This is a genomic window from Prevotella melaninogenica (genome assembly GCF_003609775.1).
GTDB classification, from domain to species: domain Bacteria; phylum Bacteroidota; class Bacteroidia; order Bacteroidales; family Bacteroidaceae; genus Prevotella; species Prevotella melaninogenica_A.
Map to the genome: position 1 here is coordinate 259,509 of NZ_AP018050.1, position 26,053 is coordinate 285,561.

A 26,053-nucleotide genomic window follows, 5' to 3' on the forward strand; every position below is an offset into this window, starting at 1 on the left:
GGGTAAAAATTTATGCCATAAATATTTTTAGTTGTATGCAAGTTCCAAAACGAAGTGCAATAAAAGAGTGTCCCTCTCCGAGAGATGCAGACGTTCTCGACGCGTAGCGAGAGGTTGTCTGCATCTCTCGGAGAGGAAAAAGAAACAACCAGCAATACAAATAAAAAAGGAGACCGAAGTCTCCCAAAGATTAACTAACTTTGTATTGCAAATGTATCATCAATTAATCTCGGAGCAAAGGTCGCAAATTTTTGCCTTACTCCAAAAGAAAACAGCGAGAAAAGAAATTGCCGAGATCGTCGGTATTAGTCAGTCAACACTCTCACGTGAAATCAAACGCAACAGTACGCCTTCGGGAAAGTATATCTGGACGAAGGCGCATGATATGGCTATGCAGCGCAGAAAGAGCACGGTAACTAACGCCAAACTCTCCGACGAATTAGTTTGGAGAATTAAAGAATATATTATCAACGACCAGTGGTCTCCAAGACAAATATCAGGGTATCTGCGCATAAATGAGAGTATAGAGGTCTCCCACCAGTCCATCTATAACATTATCCACAATGACACAACAGGGAAGCTTGCAGAGCACACAAGGCATAAGATGAAATACAGGCATCGTCCCCAAGGCGGACATCTTCCAATAAAGGACAGGGTGAGTATCCATGAAAGAAGTAAGGAAGTTGACGGGAAGAGATTCGGAGATTTTGAGATGGACTTGATCGTCGATCCTGCCCAGCACGCCATACTCACAATAGTGGAGAAATCCACCAATATGTTGTTTATGCAGAAACTGCCATTTGGAAAAATGTCAAAGCCTCTGGTAAAGGTGGTTAGGAAACTACTGCTGCCATACAAAGACAGCCTGAAGACAATTACAACAGATAACGGACCTGAATTTGCAGCACATAAGGACATCACAAAATACTTAGGAGTGCCCGTGTACTTCGCTGACCCATATTGTTCATGGCAAAAGGGAACTGTTGAGAATACAAACAAATTAATCAGGCAGTATATACCTAAAAAGGATTCGTTTGATAAATATACGGACAAGAGAATTATGTCCATACAAAAGAAATTGAACGAAAGACCAAGAGAAAAATTAAACTTTTCTAATCCAAAGTGCGAGTTCTTTAAACACGTTTTGTAATTTTGCACTTGCTGGTTGACTCTGCGGTATCAATCGAAATGACGAATGAGCCTAAAAAACAACTTAAAATATTTGGCTACCTACAGAATTATTCGTAATTTTGCACCCTGAAAAGTGTCTGTATCCTTTTTAGTTAAAGGAAAGACTACAGCAAGTATATTATTAACAATTAGATAACAATAAAATGAAACAAGGTATTCATCCAGAAAACTATCGCCCCGTCGTATTTAAGGATATGTCCAACGGCGATATGTTCCTTACAAAGTCTACATGTAAGAGTTCAGAGACTGTAGAATTTGAAGGCGAAACTTACCCAGTGGTAAAAGTCGAAATCTCAAGCACCTCTCACCCATTCTACACTGGTAAGAGTAAGCTTGTCGATACAGCAGGTCGCGTTGACCGCTTCATGAGCCGTTACGGTAAGTTGAAGAAGTAATCGATAATACCCCTCGACATTATTACATACAAAGTGCGAACAAACGTAGTTGCATATACGTTTGCTCGCACTTTTGCATTCAACAGAACAGAAACAAATGTTGTTCTGTCTACAGATTGTATTTAAGAAATAGATAACAGAGGATAACCTATAATTGAAAGCTTCATAGAAAGCTTAAGATTGGGGATAACATGGAGAACAGACATTAGATGTCTACGCATAATCCGTCTGTTTCAAATTAACTAAAACTTCACAGTCAGCCATCCAAAGAAAAAGAATGAATAAGATAATACGATACACAGCTGTATGGGCGTTTACACTCCTTACAGTTAGCACAATCACATCGTGTAGTAAGGACGATGATAATTCTAATAATTCAGGAATTGCAGAAACTATAACCAATAACACAAACTCAAATCTCAAAGATTTGCGTACAGCAACGCACCGCTTGGAGTTTCCAAAGCTAAAGGGTGGGCACAGTACTGTCCTTACTCATAAACTAAGCAGTGGTGAGATTAATTATAGCGTTGAATGGGACATAGAAAAAATGTCTAACCGTTGGACATGCTATCAGATTTACGCAAGCAATGCTCAACAAACTGTAAAGAGAAAAAGTCAACAGAGTGCTGACCTCTATCCTATGGACCCACTATGGCCTTCAAACGCTTTCTTTTCATACGATCCTTATCGCGGTTCTGGCTACGACCACGGACACCTCTGTCCTTCGCAGGATAGAGTGAACACCAGAGAATCTAACGATCAAACTTTCTACCTCAGTAATATGCAGCCACAAGTGCACGGCTTCAACGCTGGTATCTGGGAACTGATGGAGAGAAAAATGAGAACATACATCACCTATACAAGTGGCTCTAAAGATACATTATTCATCTGTCGTGGCGGTACAATTGACAAACAAGATCAGTTCACCTACATTAAAAGTAAGTTTATTGTTCCATCTTATTTCTTCTCTGCAGCACTGATGAAATACAAAGTGAGAGGACAAGGAGATTGGCAATACAAAGCTATCGGTTTCTGGTTCAAACACGAAAACAACAATGGAACATCACTCAAACCATATATTATCAGTATCAAAGAACTCGAAGAGAAAACAGGCATCGACTTCTTCTGTAACCTTCCTGACAACATTGAGCATGATGTAGAATCGAAAACTCCAGCCCAAATGATTCTCACTTGGAACATAGTGTAGAAGAACTACATTATAGAAAACAAAAGAGCACATTAAGTATTGCCATTACAGCTTACTTAATGTGCTCTTTTATTCTCCTATGAGACTCTATATAAATACTCAAATTTGCATACCAATAAAATAAACCATCAAAACATCACCCCAAATCCGATTTAAGCTACTTAAAAGATTCGGACAAGCTTCTATCCACTAATAACAAGATTAGCCCTATCTAACCCATTAATCTCAACCAATAAGTAATTAGGCTTATTAAACTCATCAGCCGTAATAACAAAAGCATTAGCCCTATTAGGCCCAACAGCCATAATAAACAAAAATATTAGCCCTATTAGACTTATTAGACTTATTAGCTCAATACAACATCTTCCCCCTATCAACACATCATCAATACTTAACACTTAATATTCAACCTCCATCGCCCAACACCCAACAACAAACTTATTAGATTAAAGCAATAACACTATTAGGCCCAGTTGCCGTAATAAACTAAAGTATTAGCACTATTACGCACAACAGCGATAATAAACAAAAGTATTAGCCCTATTAGACTTATTAGCCTTATATTAGCCCAATACAATTAGCCTAATTAGCCCAATTAGCCCAATACAATATCTTCCCCCTATCAACACATCATCAACACCTAACATTCAACAACCATCATCCATCCCCATCACCCAACAACAAAAAAAAGAGCCCCGAAGATTTCTCTTCAGAGCTCTTGTAAAAGGAGGCGGCCACCTACTCTCCCGCATTGCATTGCAGTACCATCGGCGCAGGCGGGCTTAACTTCTCTGTTCGGAATGGGAAGAGGTGGGACCCCGCCGCAATAACCACCTGATATTTCTTTCGGTTGACTAGTTCACAGTTGATAAGTTGACTAGTTATTTGTCTTTATCCTTGTCTTCTTTCTGTCTTCTTATCAGTAGATCCGTTGTTAAACATTGTCCATAGAACTAATAACTTGTTTACTCGTTATCTTGTCAACTCGTCTACTGACTTGTCAGCCATATAAGGTGACGTATTTCCACAAGCAAAACATATATAGAACCTATCTTCTTACTTTAAGAAGAATACACAGCTCAAAGTCTGAGTCACTGGTCCCCGCACTCCAAACTTTGGAGGCGGGAGACCCGAAGAAAGTTTCGGGCAATTAGTAGTGCTCGGCTTTGACGTCACCGTCTTTACACCTACACCCTATCAACGTCATCGTCTATGACGACCCTTATGAGGAGTTCTCATCTTGCGGCTGGCTTCGCACTTAGATGCTTTCAGCGCTTATCCAATCCAGACTCAGATACCCAGCGGTGCACCTGGCGGCACAACTGGTAAACCGGAGGTCTGTCCAACACGGTCCTCTCGTACTAGTGTCAGCACCACTCAAAACTCCAACGCCCACGATAGATAGAGACCGAACTGTCTCACGACGTTCTGAACCCAGCTCGCGTGCCACTTTAATGGGCGAACAGCCCAACCCTTGGGACCTTCTCCAGCCCCAGGATGTGACGAGCCGACATCGAGGTGCCAAACCACCCCGTCGATATGAGCTCTTGGGGGGGATCAGCCTGTTATCCCCGGAGTACCTTTTATCCTTTGAGCGACGGAGTTTCCATACACGTCCGCCGGATCACTATGCCCCAGTTTCCTGCCTGCTCGGCATGTCTGCCTCCCAGTCAAGCGCCCTTATGCCATTGCACTCTATAAGGCCGGTTACCAATCGGCCCGAGGGCACCTTTGGAAGCCTCCGTTACGCTTTTGGAGGCGACCACCCCAGTCAAACTACCCACCAAGCAGTGTCCGCGCAAACAGCGCGTTAGACCTCAGACAGCCAAAGGGCCGTATTTCAAGGATGGCTCCACGAATGCTGGCGCACCCGCTTCAAAGCCTCCGGCCTATCCTACACATCGGATGACCAAGGTCAATGCTAAGCTGTAGTAAAGGTTCACGGGGTCTTTTCGTCCCATCGCGGGTAATCGGCATCTTCACCGATACTACAATTTCACTGAGCTCATGGTTGAGACAGCGTCCAGATCATTACACCATTCGTGCAGGTCGGAACTTACCCGACAAGGAATTTCGCTACCTTAGGACCGTTATAGTTACGGCCGCCGTTTACCGGGGCTTCAATTCAATGCTTCCCATTGCTGGTGACATCTCCTCTTAACCTTCCGGCACCGGGCAGGTGTCAGGCTGTATACATCATCTTTCGAGTTTGCACAGCCCTGTGTTTTTGTTAAACAGTTGCCTGGACCGATTCTCTGCGCCTCATATTGCTATGAGGACCCCTTATCCCGAAGTTACGGGGTCAATTTGCCTAGTTCCTTAACCATGAATCTCTCAACGCCTTAGTATATTCTACCCGACCACGTGTGTCCGTTTGCGGTACGGGTCGCATATACATTAAGTTTAGCGGATTTTCTCGGAAGTATGATTACCTGCACTCAAGTTATCCCGAAGGATTACCTGTACTTTCATGGTTCAGCTCGGAAGGTGGATTTGCCTGCCTTCCTCATAGCCTACGCACTTAAACGCCCTATTCCGTCAGGGCGCGGCAGTGTCACTGCTCCGTCTCCACATCACTGTATATGCGAGTTGCGGAATATTAACCGCATCTGCCATCGCCATCGCCATTCGGCTGAGACTTAGGACCCGACTAACCCCGGGCTGATTGGCATCGCCCGGGAAACCTCGGTCTTTCGGCGAAAGGGAATCTCACCCTTTTTATCGTTACTTATACCTACATTTGCTTTTCCATAAGCTCCAGGATTAGTTACCTGCACCATTCAACGCTAATGGAATGCTCCCCTACCGATACTTTTAATATACATTACTATCCCGCGCCTTCGGTATCTGACTTATACCCGATTATTATCCATGCCCGGACCCTCGACTAGTGAGCTGTTACGCACTCTTTGAATGAATGGCTGCTTCCAAGCCAACATCCTAGCTGTCACGGGGACCAGACTTCGTTAGACTAACTTAGACAGAATTTCGGGACCTTAGACGGCGGTCTGGATTCTTCTCCTCTCGGGGACGGACCTTAGCACCCGCCCCCTTACTGCACGACTGCAGTCCATAAGCATTCGGAGTTCGTCAGGTCTCGATAGGCGGTGAAGCCCTCTTGACCTATCGGTCGCTCTACCTCTTATGGAGATCGTCGCACGCGGCACCTAAATGCCTTTCGGGGAGTACGAGCTATCTCCAAGTTTGATTGGCCTTTCACTCCTACACTCACCTCATCGGGAAGCTTTTCAACGCTTATCCGTGCGGTCCTCCATTCGGTGTTACCCGAACTTCAACCTGGGCAAGTGTAGATCACTTGGTTTCGCGTCTACCCCATCTGACTTGACGCCCTATTCAGGCTCGCTTTCACTGCGGATGCGCGTCTCATGACGCTTATCCTTGCCAGACATGGTAACTCGTAGGTTCATTATGCAAAAGGCACGCCGTCACCGCTTACGCGGCTCCGACCGCTTGTAGGCGCATGGTTTCAGGAACTATTTCACTCTCCTCATCGGAGTGCTTTTCACCTTTCCTTCACAGTACTCGTTCACTATCGGTCTCACGGGAGTATTTAGCCTTACCGGATGGTCCCGGCTGATTCGCGCAGAATTACACGTGTTCCGCGTTACTCAGGATACCACTACGTCTCGTCATGCTTCGAATACGGGATTATCACCCTCTATGATTGATCTTTCCAGAACATTCTTCTCACAATCTAAGTACGACAACGTGGTCCTACAACCCCTGCTAAGCGTTGCCACAAAGCAGGTTTGGGCTCTTCCCCGTTCGCTCGCCACTACTAGGGGAATCATTATTTATTTTCTCTTCCTAAAGGTACTAAGATGTTTCAGTTCCCTTCGTTCGCCTCACTACAGACATGTAGTGATAACAGGTCTTCAACCTGCTGGGTTGTCCCATTCGGAAATCCTTGGATCAAAGGTTATTTGCACCTACCCAAGGCTTATCGCAGCTTATCACGTCCTTCATCGCCTCCGTGAGCCAAGGCATCCGCCATGCGCCCTTTCTTACTTTCTTCGCCTTCTCTGTAATTACTCACAGAGAATGTAGCTCATACTTTCAGCTGTTGTGTGATTCTAAAGAATTTGAAGTTGTTTCTTCAATAATTAGAATACTAATTCTTCCCATTATAGAAAGAATAGTTCTACATTACAGTCTTGCTTGTGTCAATATGTCAAAGATCTTATGCTGTAAAATACAGCGAAGTGGAGAATAACGGATTCGAACCGTTGACCCCCTGCTTGCAAAGCAGGTGCTCTAGCCAACTGAGCTAATCCCCCAAGGGATAGAGAAGAAGTTAAGTCCATCACACATTGGCTTACGCCGATGTGTAGTCCCAGGCAGACTTGAACTGCCGACCTCCACATTATCAGTGTGGCGCTCTAACCAACTGAGCTATAGGACTGAGTTGGAAGAAAGCACTGCGGCTTTTACTGCCAGACTTCCTTTCTCTTATTCTAAAACAGTATCAGTGAGTACAAGAAGAAAAACGAACCAAAGGTTCTTTATATCATCTTGAGTACCGTTAAATTGTCAACTTATATAATTAAATACGTATCAACTCAATAACTAATAAGCATTCTCTCCAGAAAGGAGGTGTTCCAGCCGCACCTTCCGGTACGGCTACCTTGTTACGACTTAGCCCCAATCACCAGTTTTGCCCTAGGCCGATCCTTGCGGTCACGGACTTCAGGCACCCCCGGCTTTCATGGCTTGACGGGCGGTGTGTACAAGGCCCGGGAACGTATTCACCGCGCCATGGCTGATGCGCGATTACTAGCGAATCCAGCTTCGTGGGGTCGGGTTGCAGACCCCAGTCCGAACTGGGACCGGCTTTCAAGATTTGATGCAATTTGCATTACACCATCCCTCTGTACCGGCCATTGTAACACGTGTGTAGCCCCGGACGTAAGGGCCGTGCTGATTTGACGTCATCCCCACCTTCCTCACACCTTACGGTGGCAGTGTCTCCAGAGTGCCCAGCATCACCTGATGGCAACTGAAGAGAGGGGTTGCGCTCGTTATGGCACTTAAGCCGACACCTCACGGCACGAGCTGACGACAACCATGCAGCACCTTCACAGAGGCCCCGAAGGGCGTCATTATCTCTAAATCCTTCCTCTGCAATTCAAGCCCGGGTAAGGTTCCTCGCGTATCATCGAATTAAACCACATGTTCCTCCGCTTGTGCGGGCCCCCGTCAATTCCTTTGAGTTTCACCGTTGCCGGCGTACTCCCCAGGTGGGATGCTTAATGCTTTCGCTTAGCCGCTGATACCAGGTACCAACAGCGGGCATCCATCGTTTACTGTGCGGACTACCAGGGTATCTAATCCTGTTCGATACCCGCACCTTCGAGCTTAAGCGTCAGTTGCGCTCCCGTCAGCTGCCTTCGCAATCGGAGTTCTTCGTCATATCTAAGCATTTCACCGCTACACGACGAATTCCGCCAACGTTGTGCGTACTCAAGGAAACCAGTATGCGCTGCAATTCAGACGTTGAGCGTCTACATTTCACAACACACTTAATCTCCAGCCTACGCTCCCTTTAAACCCAATAAATCCGGATAACGCCTGGACCTTCCGTATTACCGCGGCTGCTGGCACGGAATTAGCCGGTCCTTATTCGTATGGTACCTGCAAATAGGGACACGTCCCTAACTTTATCCCCATACAAAAGCAGTTTACAACCCATAGGGCCGTCATCCTGCACGCTACTTGGCTGGTTCAGACTTCCGTCCATTGACCAATATTCCTCACTGCTGCCTCCCGTAGGAGTTTGGACCGTGTCTCAGTTCCAATGTGGGGGACCTTCCTCTCAGAACCCCTACTGATCGTCGCCTTGGTGGGCCATTACCCCGCCAACAAGCTAATCAGACGCATCCCCATCCATTACCGATAAATCTTTACTTCATATCTGATGCCATCAACGAAGACTATGCGGTATTAGTCTGCCTTTCGGCAGGTTATCCCACAGTAATGGGAAGGTTGGATACGCGTTACTCACCCGTGCGCCGGTCGACGTCCAAAGAGTGCAAGCACTCAATGCCGTTTCCCCTCGACTTGCATGTGTTAAGCCTGTAGCTAGCGTTCATCCTGAGCCAGGATCAAACTCTCCATTGTAAAATATGTTTTGGTGATAAGGATAGGTGATAAGTGATAATGAATACCACGTTAACCCAAACGCTTCACCGAGTAATCTCTGTTTCAGAACGCTTATCCTAAAAGTATCAAGTAAAAAGCACCTTTTCTTTTGTTCCTTAATTGTTTTGAGGCAATGCCTCAAAAGCAGGGACAATGAATTGATCGGTTCGTTTCTTTTACCCATCCATTTGATATAAAATCAAACAGACGCTTCTTGTACTACTTCTCTGTTTATGTAAATCTTTTCAAAGAACTCTTTCTTTTGTTGCTTTCAGTAACTTGCCAGGTGGCTTGTTTTGTAAAGCGAATGCAAAGTTATAGACTTTCCGTGTAACCTCCAAATGTTTTGAGGGAAAATTTTATCAAAAAAGTGTTTTTTTTCAGCAGAGAGGAAATAAACCCTATTACACCTTATTATATATTATAGTCCACGGAAGAACTTTTTGTCAAATTGAAATTATGTATAAGGTGTTAAAGTCATTGTCAAATCAAGAATAAATTAATTTTGTAAGTATTTTGTAAATTCCTTCATTAGACATCCAACTCCACCCCACAAAAGAAGCTTATAGAGGGCTCCTCATTTATCGATTAGACGATTTTAGCAGATGCCAAGCCTCTCTAACCCATAAGACCAGAGAAGAACCTATCAAGATTATAGCCCAGTCCTCAACAGACAAACCACCCTTAACGATATTAAAGAATTTCTGTAAAATAGGAAGTTCCACCATCGCAATCTGTCCAATGAAGATAATTGAGATAATAAAGAGCAATCCACGACAGCCCTTAAAATGAAGCGCACTCCGCCCTGTTTCGAATGCACGTGCATTAAACAGATAGAAGAAATGCGTCATCACAAAGATTGTAAAAATCAAAGTCAGTTCGTATGGATTAAGCCCATTAACCTTACCAAGCTGCAGATGGAGTAAATCTCTCAATGCAGTAATATCAGCATGTTCAAAAATATAGAGCAATACCAACAATAGCACAAAGAAGAAGCCACCCACACCAATAATATTCCAGCCCATAGAACGATTGATAATAAAGGCATTCCTATCACGTGGCGCATCCTTCATCACCTTTTCAGATGGAGGCAAAGAAGCCAACGCCATTGCCGCAAAGGTATCCATGATAAGATTAACCCACAGCATCTGAGTCACCGTTAATGGAGACTCCGTACCCATAAACGCACCAGCAAGCACAAGAAAACAAGCTGCAACATTCACCGTAAGCTGGAAAAGTAAGAAACGCTGAATATTCTGATAAAGCGAACGACCCCACATCACAGCCTTACCAATACTACTAAAAGAATTATCAATAATCGTAATGTCCGACGCCTCCTTAGCAACAGACGTTCCATCACCCATGGAAAGTCCAACATGAGCAGCATGGAGTGCAGGCGCATCGTTTGTTCCATCACCCGTAACGGCAACAACCTCATTGCAACGCTGCAACGATTCAACAAGACGCTTCTTATCCAACGGACGAGCACGAGAAATAATCTTCAAATCCTTTACACGTTTATCCAATTCATCATCAGAAAGAGCAGCAAATTCAGGACCAGTAATAATATTCTTATCACCATCATGACTTGTCCACAACCCAATCTGTCTACCAATCTCCTTAGCTGTCCTTGAGGTATCACCTGTGACAATCTTCACATCAATACCCGCGTTCATACATTCACGAACAGCATCAGGCACATCACTTCTCACAGGGTCACTAATAGCAACAACACCTTGGAAAGTTAAGTTATCTGCAACAACACATCCCTCCTTAAAGACCTCTGCCTTACCATCTATAATCTGATAGGCAAAGCCCAGCGTACGCATAGCCTGTTCCTGATAGCCTTCCAACTGACGTTCAATCTCCTCTTTCGGCACATTATAATCCGTCTGTTTACAGAGTCCATAAACAATCTCAGGCGCACCCTTTACATAGAGAATCTGTTTATCTTCTATCAAAGAAGATTTTACAAGTACTGCCATATACTTTCGCTCCGTAGTGAAAGGAAGTTCCTCAATAACTTGTACATCCTCTCTCAACTTCTGAAACGGAACCCGATGTTCATTCAGCCAAAGCAATAAAGCCCCTTCAGTAGGGTTACCCAAAGCCTTAGGATTATTAGCATCCGTATAATCTAATGCAGCAGTAGAATTAACAGCAATTCCCTCTTTCAACAAACGAGCAGCAAGACTATCATCCAACGTCTGATTATCTAAAGAATAAAAATCAGTTTGATAAATACGCATCTGATTCTGTGTCAGCGTACCCGTCTTATCCGTACAGATAACCGTTGTAGCCCCCATCGTCTCACAAGCATGCATCTTACGTACGAGATTATTTGTCTTCATCATTCGTCGCATACTGTAAGCCAAACTCAGCGTTACAGCCATAGGCAAGCCCTCAGGCACCGCAACAACAATCAGGGTTACGGCTATCATCATTGTATTCAGCGTATGTGCAAGTAATCCAGCCATACTTTGATTGGGTAAGAGATAATTGTGAAATACAATCACACTACCTATCAAAATACAAAAATAAGATACAGTGACTATCGTATTCACATACCACTTCCAACGGCCAAACTTTCTAATAACAAGCCAGAAGAAGATAATAGTAGGAACAGTCAATGACCATACAATAGGACTCCAATGGAAGAACACCATTAACCTACCAACAATAATAAGACCAGCAAAGACATAACTTATTTTGGTAATGAGAACACTCAGTCCACCAAGCTGTTCACTAAGAGGAGTTTTTACACTATCATCAATTTGTGCAGCTTCAAACACCTTACCATTCTCAGTGCTATCACCAACAGCCTCGACCTTAAAGACGCCATGTCCCTCCATCACCTTTGTTCCACGAAGCACCTGATTCGTAGCATAAGAAGCATCCTTCTCGAACTCCTCTTCTTTCGTAGATTTATAAGCAGGAACACTCTCTCCATTCAGTGTCGACTCATCAACATGAAGCGAGGTAGCCTCTAACAACCTACCATCTGCCGGGATTTCTGCACCCGTATTGATGATAACAATATCCCCGACTACAATATCCTTTTTAGCAACCGTTGTTGTATTCCCGTTTCTAATCACCTCAACCTCCTCCTCATCGTTCACCTGATTGAGGATAGAAAACTCTTTATCTGCCTTCAATTCAAAGAAGAAAGCAATACCAGTAGCCAAGAAGATAGCTATAAAAATACCTACCGGCTCAAAGAAAACAGCAGCTCCATCTTCATTATGAAGCCCCCAATATTCCCAAAAAGCAATACAGATAGAGAGAAAACCTGCGATAAGCAGAACAATAATAAGAGGATCTTCAAACTTCTCTAAGAATTGCTTCCAAAGAGGATCCTTCTTTCGAGGAGTTAAGACATTACTCCCATGTAAACTACGACTCTCCAACACCTCTGTGTCAGTCAAACCTTCATAATGTTTTTTTTGCCCCATAAACAATCTTAGCAAATTTATTTAGATGGAATTAATTCTGTTCTGCAAGCAGTAAACACATATAATCTATGGCAAAGATAATAAATTATGAGGAAGTAATGAAATAAAGGAGGGGAAAACTTTATCGCGCAAAAGCATCTTATCAAAGCAAACGACAAATTATCATTATTTAACTTAATTTGGTCACATTTGTTATCCTCCTATTTGCCAAGAACACAGTACCTTTGCATTAGAAAATAATAAATTCAGTAACAAAGTTATGGCAAATAAGATGAAAGACTTTCTCCCAGCAATTGAGATGGAGAAAATGCAGGCAATGCTTGAGCTTGAAGAAAAGTATGAAACAGGACAGCTCTCATTAGAAGAAGCACGCGAAGTGATGAAGACAAAGGTCGGAAAGATTCGCCCTTATCACCTTGCTTTCATCGAACAGAATATGAAGTCGCGTGAGGACGACGAGTGTATCCGTGCCGACATGCGCAAGGTTATCGAACTTGTTGAGGGATTCATGGACTACAGCCGCCCTGATGTACCAGAGGACCATCCATTGTCACATTATTATAAAGAGAATGACGAGATGCGAAGATTGCTCCTTGCAGTGGAGGATCTTGTACAATATCCTGTCGTTAAGAACCAGTGGTTAGAACTCTACGACCAGATTCGTCAGTATCCTATCCACTATCAGCGTAAGCAGAATCAGCTCTACCCACTTTTAGAGAAGAAGGGATTTGACCGTCCAACCACAACAATGTGGAACTTTGATGACATCGTTCGTGATGAAATCAAGGATTCACTCCGTCTGTTAGAGGCTGGTGATGAGGAAGCATTCATTGCAAAACAAAATGAGCTTATCGCTTATGCACGCGACTTGATGGAAAAGGAGGAGACTATCCTCTACCCTACATCCTACGCCCTTATCTCTGCAGAGGAGTTTGAGGATATGAAGTCGGGCGACCAAGAGATTGGTTTTGCCTTCTTCAAAGTGGACACTCCATCAACACCTAACACCCAACAATCAGCACCACAACAAGGCTTTGCAGAAGACCTTCAGGCATTACTCAGCAAATATGGCTATTCTGCAGGACCACAGCAGGAGTTGGATGTAGCAACTGGTAAGCTGACCTTAGAGCAGATTAACCTTATTTATAAGCATCTGCCAGTAGACATCTCTTTCGTGGACGAAAACGAGTTGGTGAAGTTCTATTCAGATACCGACCATCGTGTCTTCCCAAGATCAAAGAATGTCATCGGACGACAAGTGTCTAACTGCCACCCACGTAAGAGCGTACACATCGTTGAGGAAATCGTAGAGAAATTCCGTAGTGGCGAACAAGATAAAGCCGAATTCTGGATTAACAAACCAGAAGTATTTATCTACATCGTTTACTTTGCTGTACGCGATGCAGAGGGTCGTTTCCGTGGTGTACTCGAGATGATGCAGGATTGTACACATATCCGTGAGTTGACTGGTTCACAGACCTTGCTGACATGGGCTGGAAAAGAAGAGGAAAGTGCAGCAAACACTACTTCTTCTGACAATGAGGGCGACGATTCATCTGCCGCTCCATCAGATGCTCCGATAGAGATAACTCCAGACACCCGTCTGAAAGACCTCTTTGCAGCCTATCCAAATCTGAAGAAAGAACTTGCTTCTCGCTATCCATCTTTCAAAATGCTAAATACCCCATTGGGTAAGTTAATTCTCAAAAAAGCTACTGTCCGCACCGCTTCAGAGCGTTCAGGCTTGGGCGAAGAGAAGTTTATCAATTTGATTAAGGAGTGCATTAAAGACGCCTAAAACGGTCTTGACACTCTTTCTGGGAGAGACAGTGTAACTGATTATTTCTCAATAGTTTCTCTTGAGGATGCACGTTTCGTGCATCCTTTTTTTATTTCCACCGTTTTTATCCTAACTCATTAGCTTTGATAAGCTACGTGTTAACGCCTAACACCAATGGTGCGAAGCCTCCGCACCATTAGTGCGCAGGGTCAACACCACTTAAATAGAGCCTTAATTACGAGCATACTAATTATAGATTCATGTTCGATTAGCGATTTTATGGAATAGAGAATCTACTTCTTTATATCCTATCCGTGTCCTTATAATCTGTTATTATTACCCCACTTGAAAAACTATCTTTTGCACTTCATACTTGCAGGGTTCAAAGAAAATACGTACTTTTGCCTACAAGAATTACGTATTATGACAAGAAAAATACTTTGCATATTAAGCTTAGGCTTGATACTTTTTGGTATCACAGCCTGCAAGCAAGAAAAGAAATCAAACGATATTATCACTAAGATAGCACCAAAGCCAAAGGTGCCAAGTGGTCCACAGCCAATGACCGATTTCAAGTATGAGAAGAAGATTGAATGGATGGGTGGTACTTACACTATTCGTATCCACCGTTACGCAGACAAGTCATTGACTATCGTTAGTGACGAAGACGGACGTAAATACTATGATAACAAGTTCCAAGTACAGATTTTACGTCAAGATGGTTCTTCTTTCTATGATCGTACACTTACGAAAGATGATTTCAGAGAGTTTACTGATAATCAATATGGTAAGAATGGTGCACTTTTAGGATTTATGTTCGACCGAGCAGAAGGTAACACGCTCTACTTTGGTGCAAGTGTTGGTTCGCCTGACCCAAAAAGCGATGAGTATATTCCATTAGATGTAACCATCGACAACATGAGCCGTATGCGTATCAACAAGGCTACCCAACTTGATACACCAACTGACCAACCAGAACAGCCAAAGAGCGAGTTGGAGATGGCGGAGGAAGATGGAATGTAAAAAAAACTCCGAAAGCCTCCCCCGACCCCTCCGAAAGGAGGGGAGCCCAAATAGATTAAAGTGGGGTACAGTGAAGTTGATAAATAGATAAGGGTAAAACTCAAAGGTTAAACCTCAAAGTTCAAAGGTTAAACGCAAATCATAAAGTTCAAAGTTCAAACCTCAAAGTTCAAAGGTTAAAGGTTTACCCCTCACGCACAAAGTCAAGGGCTTCCTTAACTTCATCCTCACTAACAGACTGGTTGATACGGATATCACCAATACCCCCTAAAAGGGTGACATTGATTTCATGACCACGATTCTTCTTGTCATGGTGCATGAACTCAATGAGCTTTGGATAGTCATTACATGTAATAGGTAATGTGCCATAATACTCACGAATGAAGTTGACCGTTTGGCGCATACGTTCTGTTGGGAAACCAGCCTTCACAACAGACAGATAAAGCTCAGCTATCAAACCGAAAGCTACTGCATAACCATGAAGGATTGGACTTTTTTCTAATGACCATGACTCAAACGCATGACCAAAGGTATGTCCGAGATTTAATGCCTTTCTAATACCCTTTTCATGTGGATCTTCCTGAACAATACGCTCCTTTACACGTACACTCTTACCAAGCATTGCGCTCAATTGCTGCAAGTCTGGCTGAGCAAGATTAAAGTTTATCAACTCTGCCCACATGGCTTCATCAGCTATCAAGCCATGCTTCAACATCTCAGCATAACCACTACGGATGTTTTCGGTGTCCAATGTCTTGAGCCATTCGGTATTAAGAAGAACAACATCAGCCTCACTAAACACGCCAATCTCATTCTTCAATCCTCCGAAGTTAATACCCGTCTTACCGCCCACACTGGCATCTACCATCGCAAGCAGCGTCGTTGGAATATTAATAAAGTTGATTCCACGCTTGAAGGTTGAGGCAGCAAAACCACCAAGGTCGGTCACCATACCACCACCAAGGTTTATCAACAATGAGTGGCGTGTAGCCCCTCCCTGCTGCAATGCTTCCCATACAGAAGCCAATGTGTCAAGCGTCTTACTACTATCAGTCGTACCAATCGTAATTACTTGTGCCTGCTTCAGACAGAAATCGTCTTTGATAAGTTCCCAACATTTCTCATGTGTCGTTTCATCAACGAGTACAAAGATTTTATCCTTCTCACATTCTGAGATGGCTGTTGCCAATTCACTCTTGAACTGTTTTGATATAATAATATTCTGTCTCATAAGCTTTCTCCTTTAATATTCAATACAAAAATACGCCTTTTCTTTTTACTCAAACATAGGAATACATAGTTATTTCACACTCTTTAATAATCAAATCAACGTTTTTGCGCACAACACTTCCACTGTGTGCAGTGTTTGCAAGTTGTTTACTATCAAAAGACTTCAGCACTACAAAAGAATCAGCTTCATTCTTCCTTAGACTTCAAACACCTCTTATATATAAGCACCTTGAAATATTCTTTCAACAAAATATTAATCCACATTAAACCTTATCACGTTCGCATCGTCATATATAGCGTTCAACGACAAGATTTAGAAATTAACAATAAACTTATGGTAAAAAGACTGTTGACATTCGTTCTACTGCTGACTGGTTCTATATCGATGCTGGCACAGAATCGAACAATTACGGGTTCACTCTATGATGGAGAGTTAAAAGAGAAAGTACCATTTGCTATTGTTCAGCTGTTGAAGCAGGACAGTAGCTATGTTGTCGGTGCCACATCAGACGAAGCAGGAAGCTTTAAGATTACGGCTCCAAACAATGGACGATTCATTTTGAAAGCCTCGTATGTAGGCTACAAGACTATTTTTCAAAACATTACGATTGCCAATGAGCAAGACGTATCAGTGGGACAGTTAGACTTCCAAGTAGACTCACGCACATTGAAAGAGGTCAAAGTTGTGGCAAGTGCACCGAAAGTTGTCGTAAAGGCAGACACCTTCCAGTACAATGCTTCGGCTTATCGTGTGCCAGAAGGTTCAACAATTGAAGCCCTTGTGAAGAGATTGCCCGGTGCAGAAGTATCGAGTGATGGAACCATTAAGATTAATGGTAAGGAAGTTAAGAAGATTCTTGTTGATGGAAAGGAGTTCATGGTGGGCGATACCAAGACCGCTATGAAGAATCTCCCAACTTCTATCGTACAAACCATTAAGGCTTACGATCAAAAGAGTGACTTGACTCGTGTGACCGGTATCGATGATGGTAACGAGTCTACTGTTCTCGACTTTGGTATCAAAGCGGGAATGAACAAGGGTTTATTCTCTAATATTGACCTCGGTATCGGTACGCATAACCGCTATTCAGAGAAGGCAATGGGTGCCTATTTCAATAATAAGTTCCGTATGATGGGCTTTGCATCAGCCAATAATGTCAACGACATGGGCTTCGGTGGTGGTCCACGTGGCGGTTTCGGTGGCGTACGTCAGGGATTGAACGCAACCAAGATGGTGGGTCTGAACATGAACTATGACAACGGAAACACCTTGCAGTGGGATGGTAGTGTGCGTTGGAACCACGCTAACGGCGACCTGAACACACGTGTATCAAGTGAGAACTTCGTAGCACAACAGGGTTCATTTGGCAACCGTCTCGCACAAGAATACACCAGAACAAACTCTTGGGATGGTCGTTTCCGCTTAGAGTGGCGTCCTGACTCTGTATGGAATATTATGTTCCGTCCTAACTTCAGACTCACTAAGAGTGACGGACAGGTGGTTAGTTCTTCTGCTGCCTATAACGCTGACCCATACGAAACAGTGGATGATCCATTGTCAACAGCCTCTATCGCACAGCTAAAATCACTGGGTTTGATGGTCAATACACAGCGTAACATGACGATAAGCTATGGTAATTCAACCTCATTGGGTGCTATGCTGCAGGTAAATCGCAAACTCTCAAGCAACGGACGAAACGTTACCTTGCGTGTAGATGGTAATTATAGTGACTCGGATTCAAAGACATTCTCAACGCAAGATATTCAGTATTTCCAGTTGCAAGATGCACTCGGAAATGACTCTACTTATCGTGCATATCGTTACAACCTTATGCCAACAAAGAGTTGGGACTATGCTTTGCAGGCAACTTATAGCGAGCCAATAGCCCACAAGACCTATCTGCAGTTCAGCTATCAGTTTAAGTATGGCTTCTCAAAGAGCGACCGTGACACCTACGATCTCTCTGCTATGCCATCAGGAACCTTCGGTAGTCTGCAGCCTACTTACCGTTCATGGGATAACTATCTCGGATTGCTTACCAATCCTTTGGCAAGCTATCTCGATGATAACCTGAGCCGTTACTCTGAGTATCGCACTTATACACACGACATGCAGGTGATGATGCGAATGATTCGTGACAAGTGGAAGATGAACGTGGGTGTGATGTTCCAGCCACAGCATTCTACTTATATGCAGGATTACCTTGGTGTACACGTTGACACAGCACGCACAGTATTCAACTGGAGTCCTACTTTCGACTTCCGTTACAAGTTCAGCGAGCAGAGCAATCTGCGTATCAACTATAAGGGTACTATCACTCAGCCTACGATGAGTCAGCTGCTGAGTATCGTTGACAATACTGACCCACAGAATATCTCTGTTGGTAACCCTGGACTGAAGCCAGCCTTCACCAATAACTTCCGCTTGTTCTATAACACTTACAAGCAGAGTCATTCGCAGGCATTGATGACCTTTGCCAACTTCTCTACAACACGAAATGCGATTGGCAACAGTGTGACTTACGATGCGATTACAGGTGCACGTACCATCCAGCCTATCAATGTAAATGGTAACTGGGATGCAGATGCGGGATTGATGTACAATACAAGTATCGACTCAGCTGGAGTATGGAACCTCCATACCTTCACACGTGCTAACTTCAATCGCTACATTAGCTATCTGCAACTTAACAGAACAAGCAACTTAGAGAAGAATATAACTAAGTCGTTGACCTTTGGAGAGCGACTTGCTGCCAGCTATCGCACCTCTTGGTTAGAATTGGAGTTAGATGGTTCGGTTGACTATACTCGCACTAAGAATAATCTTCAGAGCGTTAGCAACCTACGCACATGGCAGTTTGCCTACGGTGGTACGTTGAGTCTTAACCTCCCTTGGAACATGAGTATCTCGACCGACCTTCACCAGAACAGTCGTCGTGGATATAGCGACGCGTCATTGAACACTAATGAGCTGCTTTGGAATGCGCAAATATCACAGAGTATGTTGAAGGGTAATGCACTGACATTCAGTTTGCAGTTCTATGACATCTTACGTCAGCAGAGCAACCTCTCACGTGTCATCAACTCTATGAGTCGTACAGATACTGAATACAATAGTATTAACAGCTATATCATGCTGCGTGCAACCTACCGTTTGAACCTCATTGGTGGCAAAAACGCTATGCCTAAACCAAAGGATAGTCCAGACTTCGACCGCAATGGTCCCGGAATGGGTCTACGTGAAGGTGGAAGGAAAGGCTTTGGAGGTGGACGTCCTTCAGGTCCTCCACCATCAGGCGGTGGATTCTAATACAGCCTCACCCCCAGCCCCTCTCCGAAGGGGAAAGAAGAAGCCTCACCCCCAACCCCTCTCCGAAGGGAGAGGGGAGTGATTACTGTGATATCCCTATAGAAGATACTAAAAGGTATTATACAAATCTATAATACCAATCCATCTTGTAGGGTATATCGGTGACTACTCCCCTCTCCCTTCGGAGAGGGGTTGGGGGTGAGGCTCTTGCACAATCCTCTAAAAATGCTTACCTTTGTCTGCAAAGATAAATCATTCAAAGGATTAAACCCAAATAAACAAATAGATTGAAGATACAAAGACAAACAATGAAGCATATCAATAACTTTATCGTAGCTGTGGGCTTAACGCTCGCACTCTCTGCTATCGCTAACAACGCTCACGCACAGGGAAGTAATATGCAGGAGAAGGTGAAAAACTACTTCCTTCAAACGCTTAAAACGAAGCAGAATGAGGAGCAGCAGAGCAAAGATGCCTTTCAACGTAATAAGACTTATACTACGGATATACAGAAACTGATTAAGAACAAAGATATCGCTCAAAACCAAAAAATGGTGTGGGAGGCATGGTGTGAGGCGAATCATGAGTTGAATGAACAGAAACTTGCGAAGCCTGAAGACTTGCAGAAAGGCGTAAAAGCATCGTGGAACCTACCTGAAGCATTGGAAAAGAATGCCGTCATGCCTTACTACTATGGTGTAAAGGGAAGCACAGCAGGAAAGCTACCATTGTTCCTTTATCTGCATGGTTCTGGTCCAAAGGAACATGAATGGTCGACTGGACTTATCTTAGGAAACAGATTCCAAGATGGTCCTTCACTTTATTTCATTCCACAGATTCCTAACGAAGGCGATTACTATCGCTGGTGGCAAGTAGCAAAGCAGTTTGCTTGGGAGAAACTAATCCGACAGGCACTTGTCGAGGATAATGTTGATGCCAACCGCCTCTATGTCTTTGGTATATCTGAAGGTGGCTATGGTAGTCAGCGTCTTGCCTCTTTCTATGCTGACTATTGGGCTGCAGCTGGTCCAATGGCTGGTGGCGAACCATTGAAAAATGCACCCATAGAAAACTGTGCTAACATTGGTTTCTCATTCCTCACAGGAGCGGATGACACTGGTTTCTACCGTAATACTCTAACTTACTATACGCAGATAGCCTTTGATTCTGCTCAGTTGGCACGTCCGCTTGATGCTGACAAACGCCCACTCTTCGTTCATCGCATCAATCTCTTGCCCGGTATGCAGCATCATATTAAATACGACCTCACTACCCCATGGCTAAAGAATTTCGTGCGTAATCCTTATCCAAAGACAGTTCTTTGGGAAGACTATGAGATGGATGGTCGTCATCGTTCGGGGTTCTATAACCTACAAGTGTTAGCCTCTCCTACGAAGAATCGTACTTACTATGACATGAATATCCATAATAATGTGGTGACGATTAATATCAAAGAGGTGGAATATACCGCTGTTGAGAGAGACAAGCATTGGGGTATTGAAATGAGATTTAACCGCAGCTACACAAATGCAAAGGGTGGTAGACTCCGCATTTATTTGAACAGTGAACTCATAGACATGAAGAAGCCTGTGACGGTTATCGTCAACGGAAAAGAGCTCTATCGAAAGAATGTGAAGGCAAACCTCAAAGACATGATTAATAGCTGCACCGAATATTTCGACCCTTATAGAGTTTACCCAGCTTCCATTGAGGTTAACTATTAACCCAATGGCAGCAGTGGGCACACTCGCCTAACTGATGTTTTGTAATAAAAAATCACAGCCTCAAAATTAATTCATGCTTAACAGCACTCGAATTAACGCTTAATTGGCTTCTTAAAGATGCTCTTTTGACCTCTTAAAGACGCCCTTTAAGGACCCAATTAAGCACCTTTTCCCAAACAACTTTGTAACCCTCTGGTTATAGGAAACTTACAACGCCACCAAAATCCACGTTTTTCATGCCCATTTTAAGCGTTCTAAGCGAAGTTATTGTAAATATATTTCACACCACACCTTTAACTCCTTAACAAAACCATAGCATAAACATCAATACCCTATTCTGCTACTTTATATTTAATTATCCTATTACCATGTCTTTAATTACTCTGTTACCATGTCTTTAATTACCCCATCTTCATCAGAAAAGATAGGGCACAAAAAAGAGTTGACAAATTAACTATCCCAAGGAGCTATAATCCTCAAAACAATTAACTTGTCAACTCGTTTATTTGTTTACTTCGTCTACTAAGAAGACACGTCTACTTAAAGACTTCTCAAACCTTTCATTATCTTTTCTTCAAGAACGCTGCAGGCTTAGCACTTGTGCTTAAAGGATGGAAAAGCATCACAGGCTGAAGCAGGAACAGAGGACCATTAAGGTATAACTGGCTTCCCTGCTGGTTGTACTTATAAATCGCGAAGGCATTTCCATTAAATGAATTAAGAGGGAAACCCAAAGGTCCTAAATACGTTAAGCTCTTAATGTAAGCAGCATTCTTACCACTATCCTCAAGCATACCAGCAACCATTTTATCTGCTTTTGAGTACGCCATTTTTGCTGTCATTGTCAACTGATTTGATGCATAATAGTTAAAAATACCAGGAACAACCTTCTGGAATTTAGCAAAATCAGCATCACTCACCTGACCAGAACGATGTGCTTCAGTCTGCTGACGAATAAGCTTCATGAATGCACTATAATGATTGATGTCCCAAATAGCAGTTCTGTAGTGATAAGTAGTATCATTCATTCTCTTTGAAAGAACATATTCACCAGCATTCAATGTCAATGACACGTTAGCAGGGTCAAAGGTAAGCGTCATCTTCATACCCGTGTCACTTGAATTAAAGGTCAACTCGGTATCAGATTTCTTCTCAAGTGTACCAACAATCTGTGTAACCAATGTGCTAATATCAGTTGTAGATGATGTCATCTTAAGAAGATCGTAACCATAAAGACTATATGTCTTACCTGCAAGGTCGTCAATGCTACCCTGTGTTACAGTGATAGTATCACGGTTCTGTTGATTCTTCAAAATGAGTGAGATAGTACGAATCTCGCCTGTTGTGTTTGCACTAATGTGTGCCACAAAAGCAGAGTCTTTATCCTCAATAGATGTCACGGCAGAAGCATCTGCAGCATCAGCAAGTTCCAATGTTGGCGTAGCACCTAACTTTGAATAAGGCAGGGTGAGAGTTGTTGCATTGTCATTCATAACATAAGACTTAGCACCCTTGTATTTGAATACAGATCCTGACTGCAAGATAGACAGATTAGTTGAATCACTACCATTCTTGATTGTCAACACAGCAGAGCGACTGTCAACACCCGGGTTATTGGTTACGCTAACAATAACAGAGTCATTCTGCAACTGAGCTGTTGCCCATGAATCACTGACTGATACTGATGAGCCAGCCGGTGCGGTAAACTTTACACCACCCTTCTGTGCTGCAGCATTGAAGAAGAGGTTTGAGCTTACTATCTTCACAGTGTTCTCACGCAAGTAATTACTACCAGCATCGTTGTCGTCACTGCAGGCAACGAAGCCTGCAGTAACAGCAAGGAGAAGACAAATATTAAATATCTTTTTCATAAAACATTTACTTGTTTAGTTTTACTTGAGACGCAGCAGATGTTGTGAGGAATGAGTTCCAATCTACATCGAAGCGCGCAATACGGTTTGGCAGATACTGTGGCATCAATACTGACTCAGTATTGTCGAATGACTCCTCTGGCAAGATAGAAGGCTTAGCAGGAGAAGCGGTAGCCTTCTTGGTGATGACTGGGTTAATCCAGTAATCCCACCAACCAGCAAGGTTCTCAGAGGTGAACGGTTCACCAGTGTATGCCCAAAGCATGATACGCTCAGTAGTTATACCAGTATACTGTACCTGTCCATTAATGATGCTGAACAATGGTCCACAGAGTGACGCACTGATATCGCCATTGTCTGCTACGGTAAAGGAAATTAGGTTGTAAGCACCCGTACCCGTACCTGTACCTCTCTTCTCATCAATATTAAAGGCATTACCGATGTAATAGGTTATGTTTTGACCCTGTAGGGTTATCACCTTCTGTCCACCCTGCATCAAGAACGCATTGGCAGAAGCCACGTAGGTCAATGGGAATACATAGTCTGAACCATAATCACTGTGAACGTTGAGGTAGAACTTGCGGTTCGCACCAGAGCCTGCATATCTCAATCGTGCTGTACGTGTATTCTCAAAGAAGCCTTTCTTTCCATCCTTTGATACAAATGAGGTCATCGTGAGCTCATAAGTACCCATGAGAGCAGAAAGGTCAAACTGCAAGATCTGTACCTGTGCCTCGGCAGTACCATTTGAAATCTTAAGTTTTGCAGCACGTGCATTCGTTGCTATTGGGTTAGCATCTACCTTAATAGTGAGCTTATCGCCATCCTTAGAGAGGTGAACCCATGATGCATCACAACTGATGTCGAGTTTGTTAAGATATGGAATGGTCTTCGTAATAGTCTTTTCACCATTAGAAGCATTGATAGCACCAATCATATTCGCAATGAGGTTAACATCAACGTTTGAAGCAGTAGACTCTACACCGGTTCCAGTAAACTTAGCAGTAGCCTTATCAAGAGTTAAGTCGTACAACTGTACACCATTCAACGTAATAGGCTCATACAAACGGATTCCCTTATCTGTAAACGCATAAGCAGACTCAGCAACAATCTTATCACCATCGTAGATAGCTAACTGACGATTGTTCTTATCTGTAATAACGAGTGTATAAGGCTTTCCACCAATGTTAAGAGCTACATCAGAGAAAACAAAGAGGTTGGTGAGTTCGGTCACCTTCTCCATATATTCTGAGCTTTCGCCAGAGAGTTTGCGGAGATACATAGTATTCAACGAACGCTTGCCGTGAATCTTGATGCGGTCAGCGCCAATACTATCGATAACGAACTCGAAGTCGCCTTCCTTACCACGATACTCACCCGACTTTGGTGTTGCATAGGTGTGGAGGAAGGTATTGTATGTATCAAACGACAAAACTGGTCCGTCGTCTTCCTTCATCTTATACAATGACTTTACTTCGCCATCATCAGGTTTGTTCTCATAACGCACAATCGCATTATCACGAGTGAACTTGATAGTATAAGCCACACCACCATAAGACTGGTTGCTCTTTGGATAATAGTCTAAAGCCCAACCGTACTGAGATGCCACCAACGTTTCTTGTGCCTTCTGAAGGAAATCGTCCATACGCTCAGAGTAAGACTTATCGAAGACGTTCTCCTCTTCAGTCTGACATGACTGAAGGAAGAGTGTTGGCAAAGCAAGTAGGAGATATATAAATAATTTATTTGCTTTCATATAATGATCCTTTCTTAATAATTAAGATTTGTCAGATTATAACTGCCATTGACTACGTTATTCTCGCGCTCGATGACTGCATCACGTACCTTGTCAAGGTCGACATTAAAGGTATCTTTATAGTAACGTTTAGCAATCTCGAGTTTCTTCTCAATAGCTGTTACACCTGGCTGATCCGCTGCAGCTGCACCATTCGCATCCACGACGGTTGCTTTCTTGAGGATAGCGTTCCACTGTGCATCGGTAGAGATAATGTAAGTACTAACTACCTCAGCAAAGTCCTCACGCTCTTCCTTCTGTGAATAAGCTGAAACAAAGCCACGCTGCTCATAACCTGTCCCATACTTCTCAGAAAGCCACGAGTCATTAACATAACCTGTTGGGGTTATCTTACCAAACTCACGTGGGTAGTCCTTTGTCTGGTTCACGATGTGAACAAACTCGTGGTGAATCGTCTTAAGATAATATTCATCCAAAGCGGTACGATTGTTCTTGACTTTATCAAGATGATTAACACCCAAGAGACGAATCTTCTTTCCACCCTCAGCAGTACCGAGTTTTATACTACCATTGTTTCCATACTCGAACTCACCCAAGAAGCTGAAGAGCTTTGGGAAGAAGCGACGTGTGAAGTCGATACCAGCAGCTTCAGTATAAGCCTCAACACAAGTGTACTTCACAATATGCGCTAATTGTACAGACTGAGCTGAATCGGCTGGTACATCATAGTAAGACATATCCGACTCATTGTCCTCATAACGCCACTGTATCTGAATGTTATAAGGTACTACGAAGTTCTTATACAGCCACTTATCAAAGGCTGTGTCTGCTGCCTTAGAAGGCTTGATTACGCTCTCGCTTGACAAAGTATCGTCCGAACAAGCTGTGAAGCCTGCCGCAACTGCCGCCAACAGCGATAAAGCTAATATGTTTTTCTTCATTTCTTAATTCTTTA

At 43.3% G+C, this 26,053-nt stretch carries 12 protein-coding genes, 2 tRNA genes and 3 rRNA genes; 7 read left to right on the forward strand and 10 right to left on the reverse strand.

Going from position 1 to position 26,053, the window contains the following annotated elements; all coding sequences use genetic code 11:
* Window positions 1–211 precede the first annotated feature (211 nt).
* The 3 genes from PMEL_RS07990 to PMEL_RS08000 all read left to right on the forward strand — a co-directional run bounded on the left by PMEL_RS07990 (window position 212) and on the right by PMEL_RS08000 (window position 2,793).
* Entirely contained in the window at window positions 212–1,150 is a 939-nt protein-coding gene (locus PMEL_RS07990) for an IS30 family transposase (protein ID WP_120173978.1), read from the forward strand.
* Window positions 1,151–1,334: 184 nt separating this feature from the next.
* On the forward strand, window positions 1,335–1,586 hold the full coding sequence (locus PMEL_RS07995) for a type B 50S ribosomal protein L31 (protein ID WP_120174838.1): 252 nt from the start codon (window positions 1,335–1,337) through the stop codon (window positions 1,584–1,586).
* Window positions 1,587–1,863: 277 nt separating this feature from the next.
* A complete protein-coding gene (locus PMEL_RS08000; protein WP_120174839.1) occupies window positions 1,864–2,793 on the forward strand; it encodes a DNA/RNA non-specific endonuclease in 930 nt (309 codons plus the stop codon).
* A gap of 725 nt (window positions 2,794–3,518) precedes the next feature.
* On the opposite strand, the gene rrf is transcribed toward PMEL_RS08000, so the two are convergent.
* The 6 genes from rrf to PMEL_RS08035 form a co-directional block, all read right to left on the reverse strand.
* A 5S ribosomal RNA gene (rrf, locus tag PMEL_RS08010) occupies window positions 3,519–3,631 on the reverse strand.
* 293 nt (window positions 3,632–3,924) lie between these two features.
* A 23S ribosomal RNA gene (locus PMEL_RS08015) occupies window positions 3,925–6,828 on the reverse strand.
* Window positions 6,829–7,017: 189 nt separating this feature from the next.
* Window positions 7,018–7,091 (reverse strand) — tRNA-Ala (locus tag PMEL_RS08020).
* Window positions 7,092–7,142: 51 nt separating this feature from the next.
* Window positions 7,143–7,216 (reverse strand) — tRNA-Ile (locus PMEL_RS08025).
* A 184-nt stretch (window positions 7,217–7,400) separates the two neighbouring features.
* Window positions 7,401–8,931, reverse strand: a 16S ribosomal RNA gene (locus PMEL_RS08030).
* Together the 16S, 23S and 5S rRNA genes with 2 tRNA genes alongside form the textbook arrangement of a ribosomal RNA operon.
* A 602-nt stretch (window positions 8,932–9,533) precedes the next feature.
* Window positions 9,534–12,404 carry a cation-translocating P-type ATPase gene (locus PMEL_RS08035; RefSeq protein WP_120174841.1) on the reverse strand — a complete coding sequence of 957 codons (2,871 nt, stop codon included), beginning with the start codon at window positions 12,402–12,404 and terminating at the stop codon, window positions 9,534–9,536.
* Window positions 12,405–12,663: 259 nt separating this feature from the next.
* On the opposite strand from PMEL_RS08035, the gene PMEL_RS08040 reads away from it, so the two are divergent.
* Window positions 12,664–14,202 carry a DUF438 domain-containing protein gene (locus PMEL_RS08040; RefSeq protein ID WP_120174842.1) on the forward strand — a complete coding sequence of 513 codons (1,539 nt, stop codon included), beginning with the start codon at window positions 12,664–12,666 and terminating at the stop codon, window positions 14,200–14,202.
* Window positions 14,203–14,607: 405 nt separating this feature from the next.
* A complete protein-coding gene (locus tag PMEL_RS08045; RefSeq protein WP_120174843.1) occupies window positions 14,608–15,207 on the forward strand; it encodes a DUF4738 domain-containing protein in 600 nt (199 codons plus the stop codon).
* 184 nt (window positions 15,208–15,391) lie between these two features.
* Here PMEL_RS08045 and aroB read toward each other — a convergent pair whose 3' ends face one another.
* The gene (aroB, locus tag PMEL_RS08050; protein ID WP_120174844.1) at window positions 15,392–16,438 is read right to left on the reverse strand and encodes a 3-dehydroquinate synthase; all 1,047 of its coding nucleotides are present in this window, start codon (window positions 16,436–16,438) and stop codon (window positions 15,392–15,394) included.
* A gap of 333 nt (window positions 16,439–16,771) precedes the next feature.
* On the opposite strand from aroB, the gene PMEL_RS08055 reads away from it, so the two are divergent.
* Window positions 16,772–19,747 (forward strand): TonB-dependent receptor domain-containing protein, encoded by a 2,976-nt coding sequence (locus PMEL_RS08055; protein ID WP_120174845.1) that lies wholly within the window; start codon window positions 16,772–16,774, stop codon window positions 19,745–19,747.
* 308 nt (window positions 19,748–20,055) lie between these two features.
* Window positions 20,056–21,471 carry a hypothetical protein gene (locus PMEL_RS08060; RefSeq protein WP_120174846.1) on the forward strand — a complete coding sequence of 472 codons (1,416 nt, stop codon included), beginning with the start codon at window positions 20,056–20,058 and terminating at the stop codon, window positions 21,469–21,471.
* Window positions 21,472–22,034: 563 nt separating this feature from the next.
* On the opposite strand, the gene PMEL_RS08065 is transcribed toward PMEL_RS08060, so the two are convergent.
* The 3 genes from PMEL_RS08065 to PMEL_RS08075 are packed head-to-tail and all read right to left on the reverse strand — an operon-like array spanning window position 22,035 to window position 26,039.
* Complete coding sequence (locus tag PMEL_RS08065; protein ID WP_120174847.1) at window positions 22,035–23,342, reverse strand: BACON domain-containing protein; 1,308 nt, start codon at window positions 23,340–23,342, stop codon at window positions 22,035–22,037.
* Window positions 23,343–23,349: 7 nt separating this feature from the next.
* Window positions 23,350–25,098 carry a DUF4302 domain-containing protein gene (locus PMEL_RS08070; RefSeq protein WP_120174848.1) on the reverse strand — a complete coding sequence of 583 codons (1,749 nt, stop codon included), beginning with the start codon at window positions 25,096–25,098 and terminating at the stop codon, window positions 23,350–23,352.
* A gap of 14 nt (window positions 25,099–25,112) precedes the next feature.
* Window positions 25,113–26,039 carry a putative zinc-binding metallopeptidase gene (locus PMEL_RS08075; protein ID WP_120174849.1) on the reverse strand — a complete coding sequence of 309 codons (927 nt, stop codon included), beginning with the start codon at window positions 26,037–26,039 and terminating at the stop codon, window positions 25,113–25,115.
* Window positions 26,040–26,053: the final 14 nt, after the last annotated feature.

Coding starts and splice junctions, on each gene's coding strand:
- PMEL_RS08055 (WP_120174845.1), top strand. CDS start 16,772: ATGGTAAAAAGACTGTTGACATTCGTTCTACTGCTGACTGGTTCTATA.
- PMEL_RS08040 (WP_120174842.1), top strand. CDS start 12,664: ATGGCAAATAAGATGAAAGACTTTCTCCCAGCAATTGAGATGGAGAAA.
- PMEL_RS08000 (WP_120174839.1), top strand. CDS start 1,864: ATGAATAAGATAATACGATACACAGCTGTATGGGCGTTTACACTCCTT.
- PMEL_RS08070 (WP_120174848.1), bottom strand. CDS start 25,098: ATGAAAGCAAATAAATTATTTATATATCTCCTACTTGCTTTGCCAACA.
- PMEL_RS07990 (WP_120173978.1), top strand. CDS start 212: ATGTATCATCAATTAATCTCGGAGCAAAGGTCGCAAATTTTTGCCTTA.
- PMEL_RS08065 (WP_120174847.1), bottom strand. CDS start 23,342: ATGAAAAAGATATTTAATATTTGTCTTCTCCTTGCTGTTACTGCAGGC.
- PMEL_RS08045 (WP_120174843.1), top strand. CDS start 14,608: ATGACAAGAAAAATACTTTGCATATTAAGCTTAGGCTTGATACTTTTT.
- aroB (WP_120174844.1), bottom strand. CDS start 16,438: ATGAGACAGAATATTATTATATCAAAACAGTTCAAGAGTGAATTGGCA.
- PMEL_RS07995 (WP_120174838.1), top strand. CDS start 1,335: ATGAAACAAGGTATTCATCCAGAAAACTATCGCCCCGTCGTATTTAAG.
- PMEL_RS08060 (WP_120174846.1), top strand. CDS start 20,056: ATGAAGCATATCAATAACTTTATCGTAGCTGTGGGCTTAACGCTCGCA.
- PMEL_RS08075 (WP_120174849.1), bottom strand. CDS start 26,039: ATGAAGAAAAACATATTAGCTTTATCGCTGTTGGCGGCAGTTGCGGCA.
- PMEL_RS08035 (WP_120174841.1), bottom strand. CDS start 12,404: ATGGGGCAAAAAAAACATTATGAAGGTTTGACTGACACAGAGGTGTTG.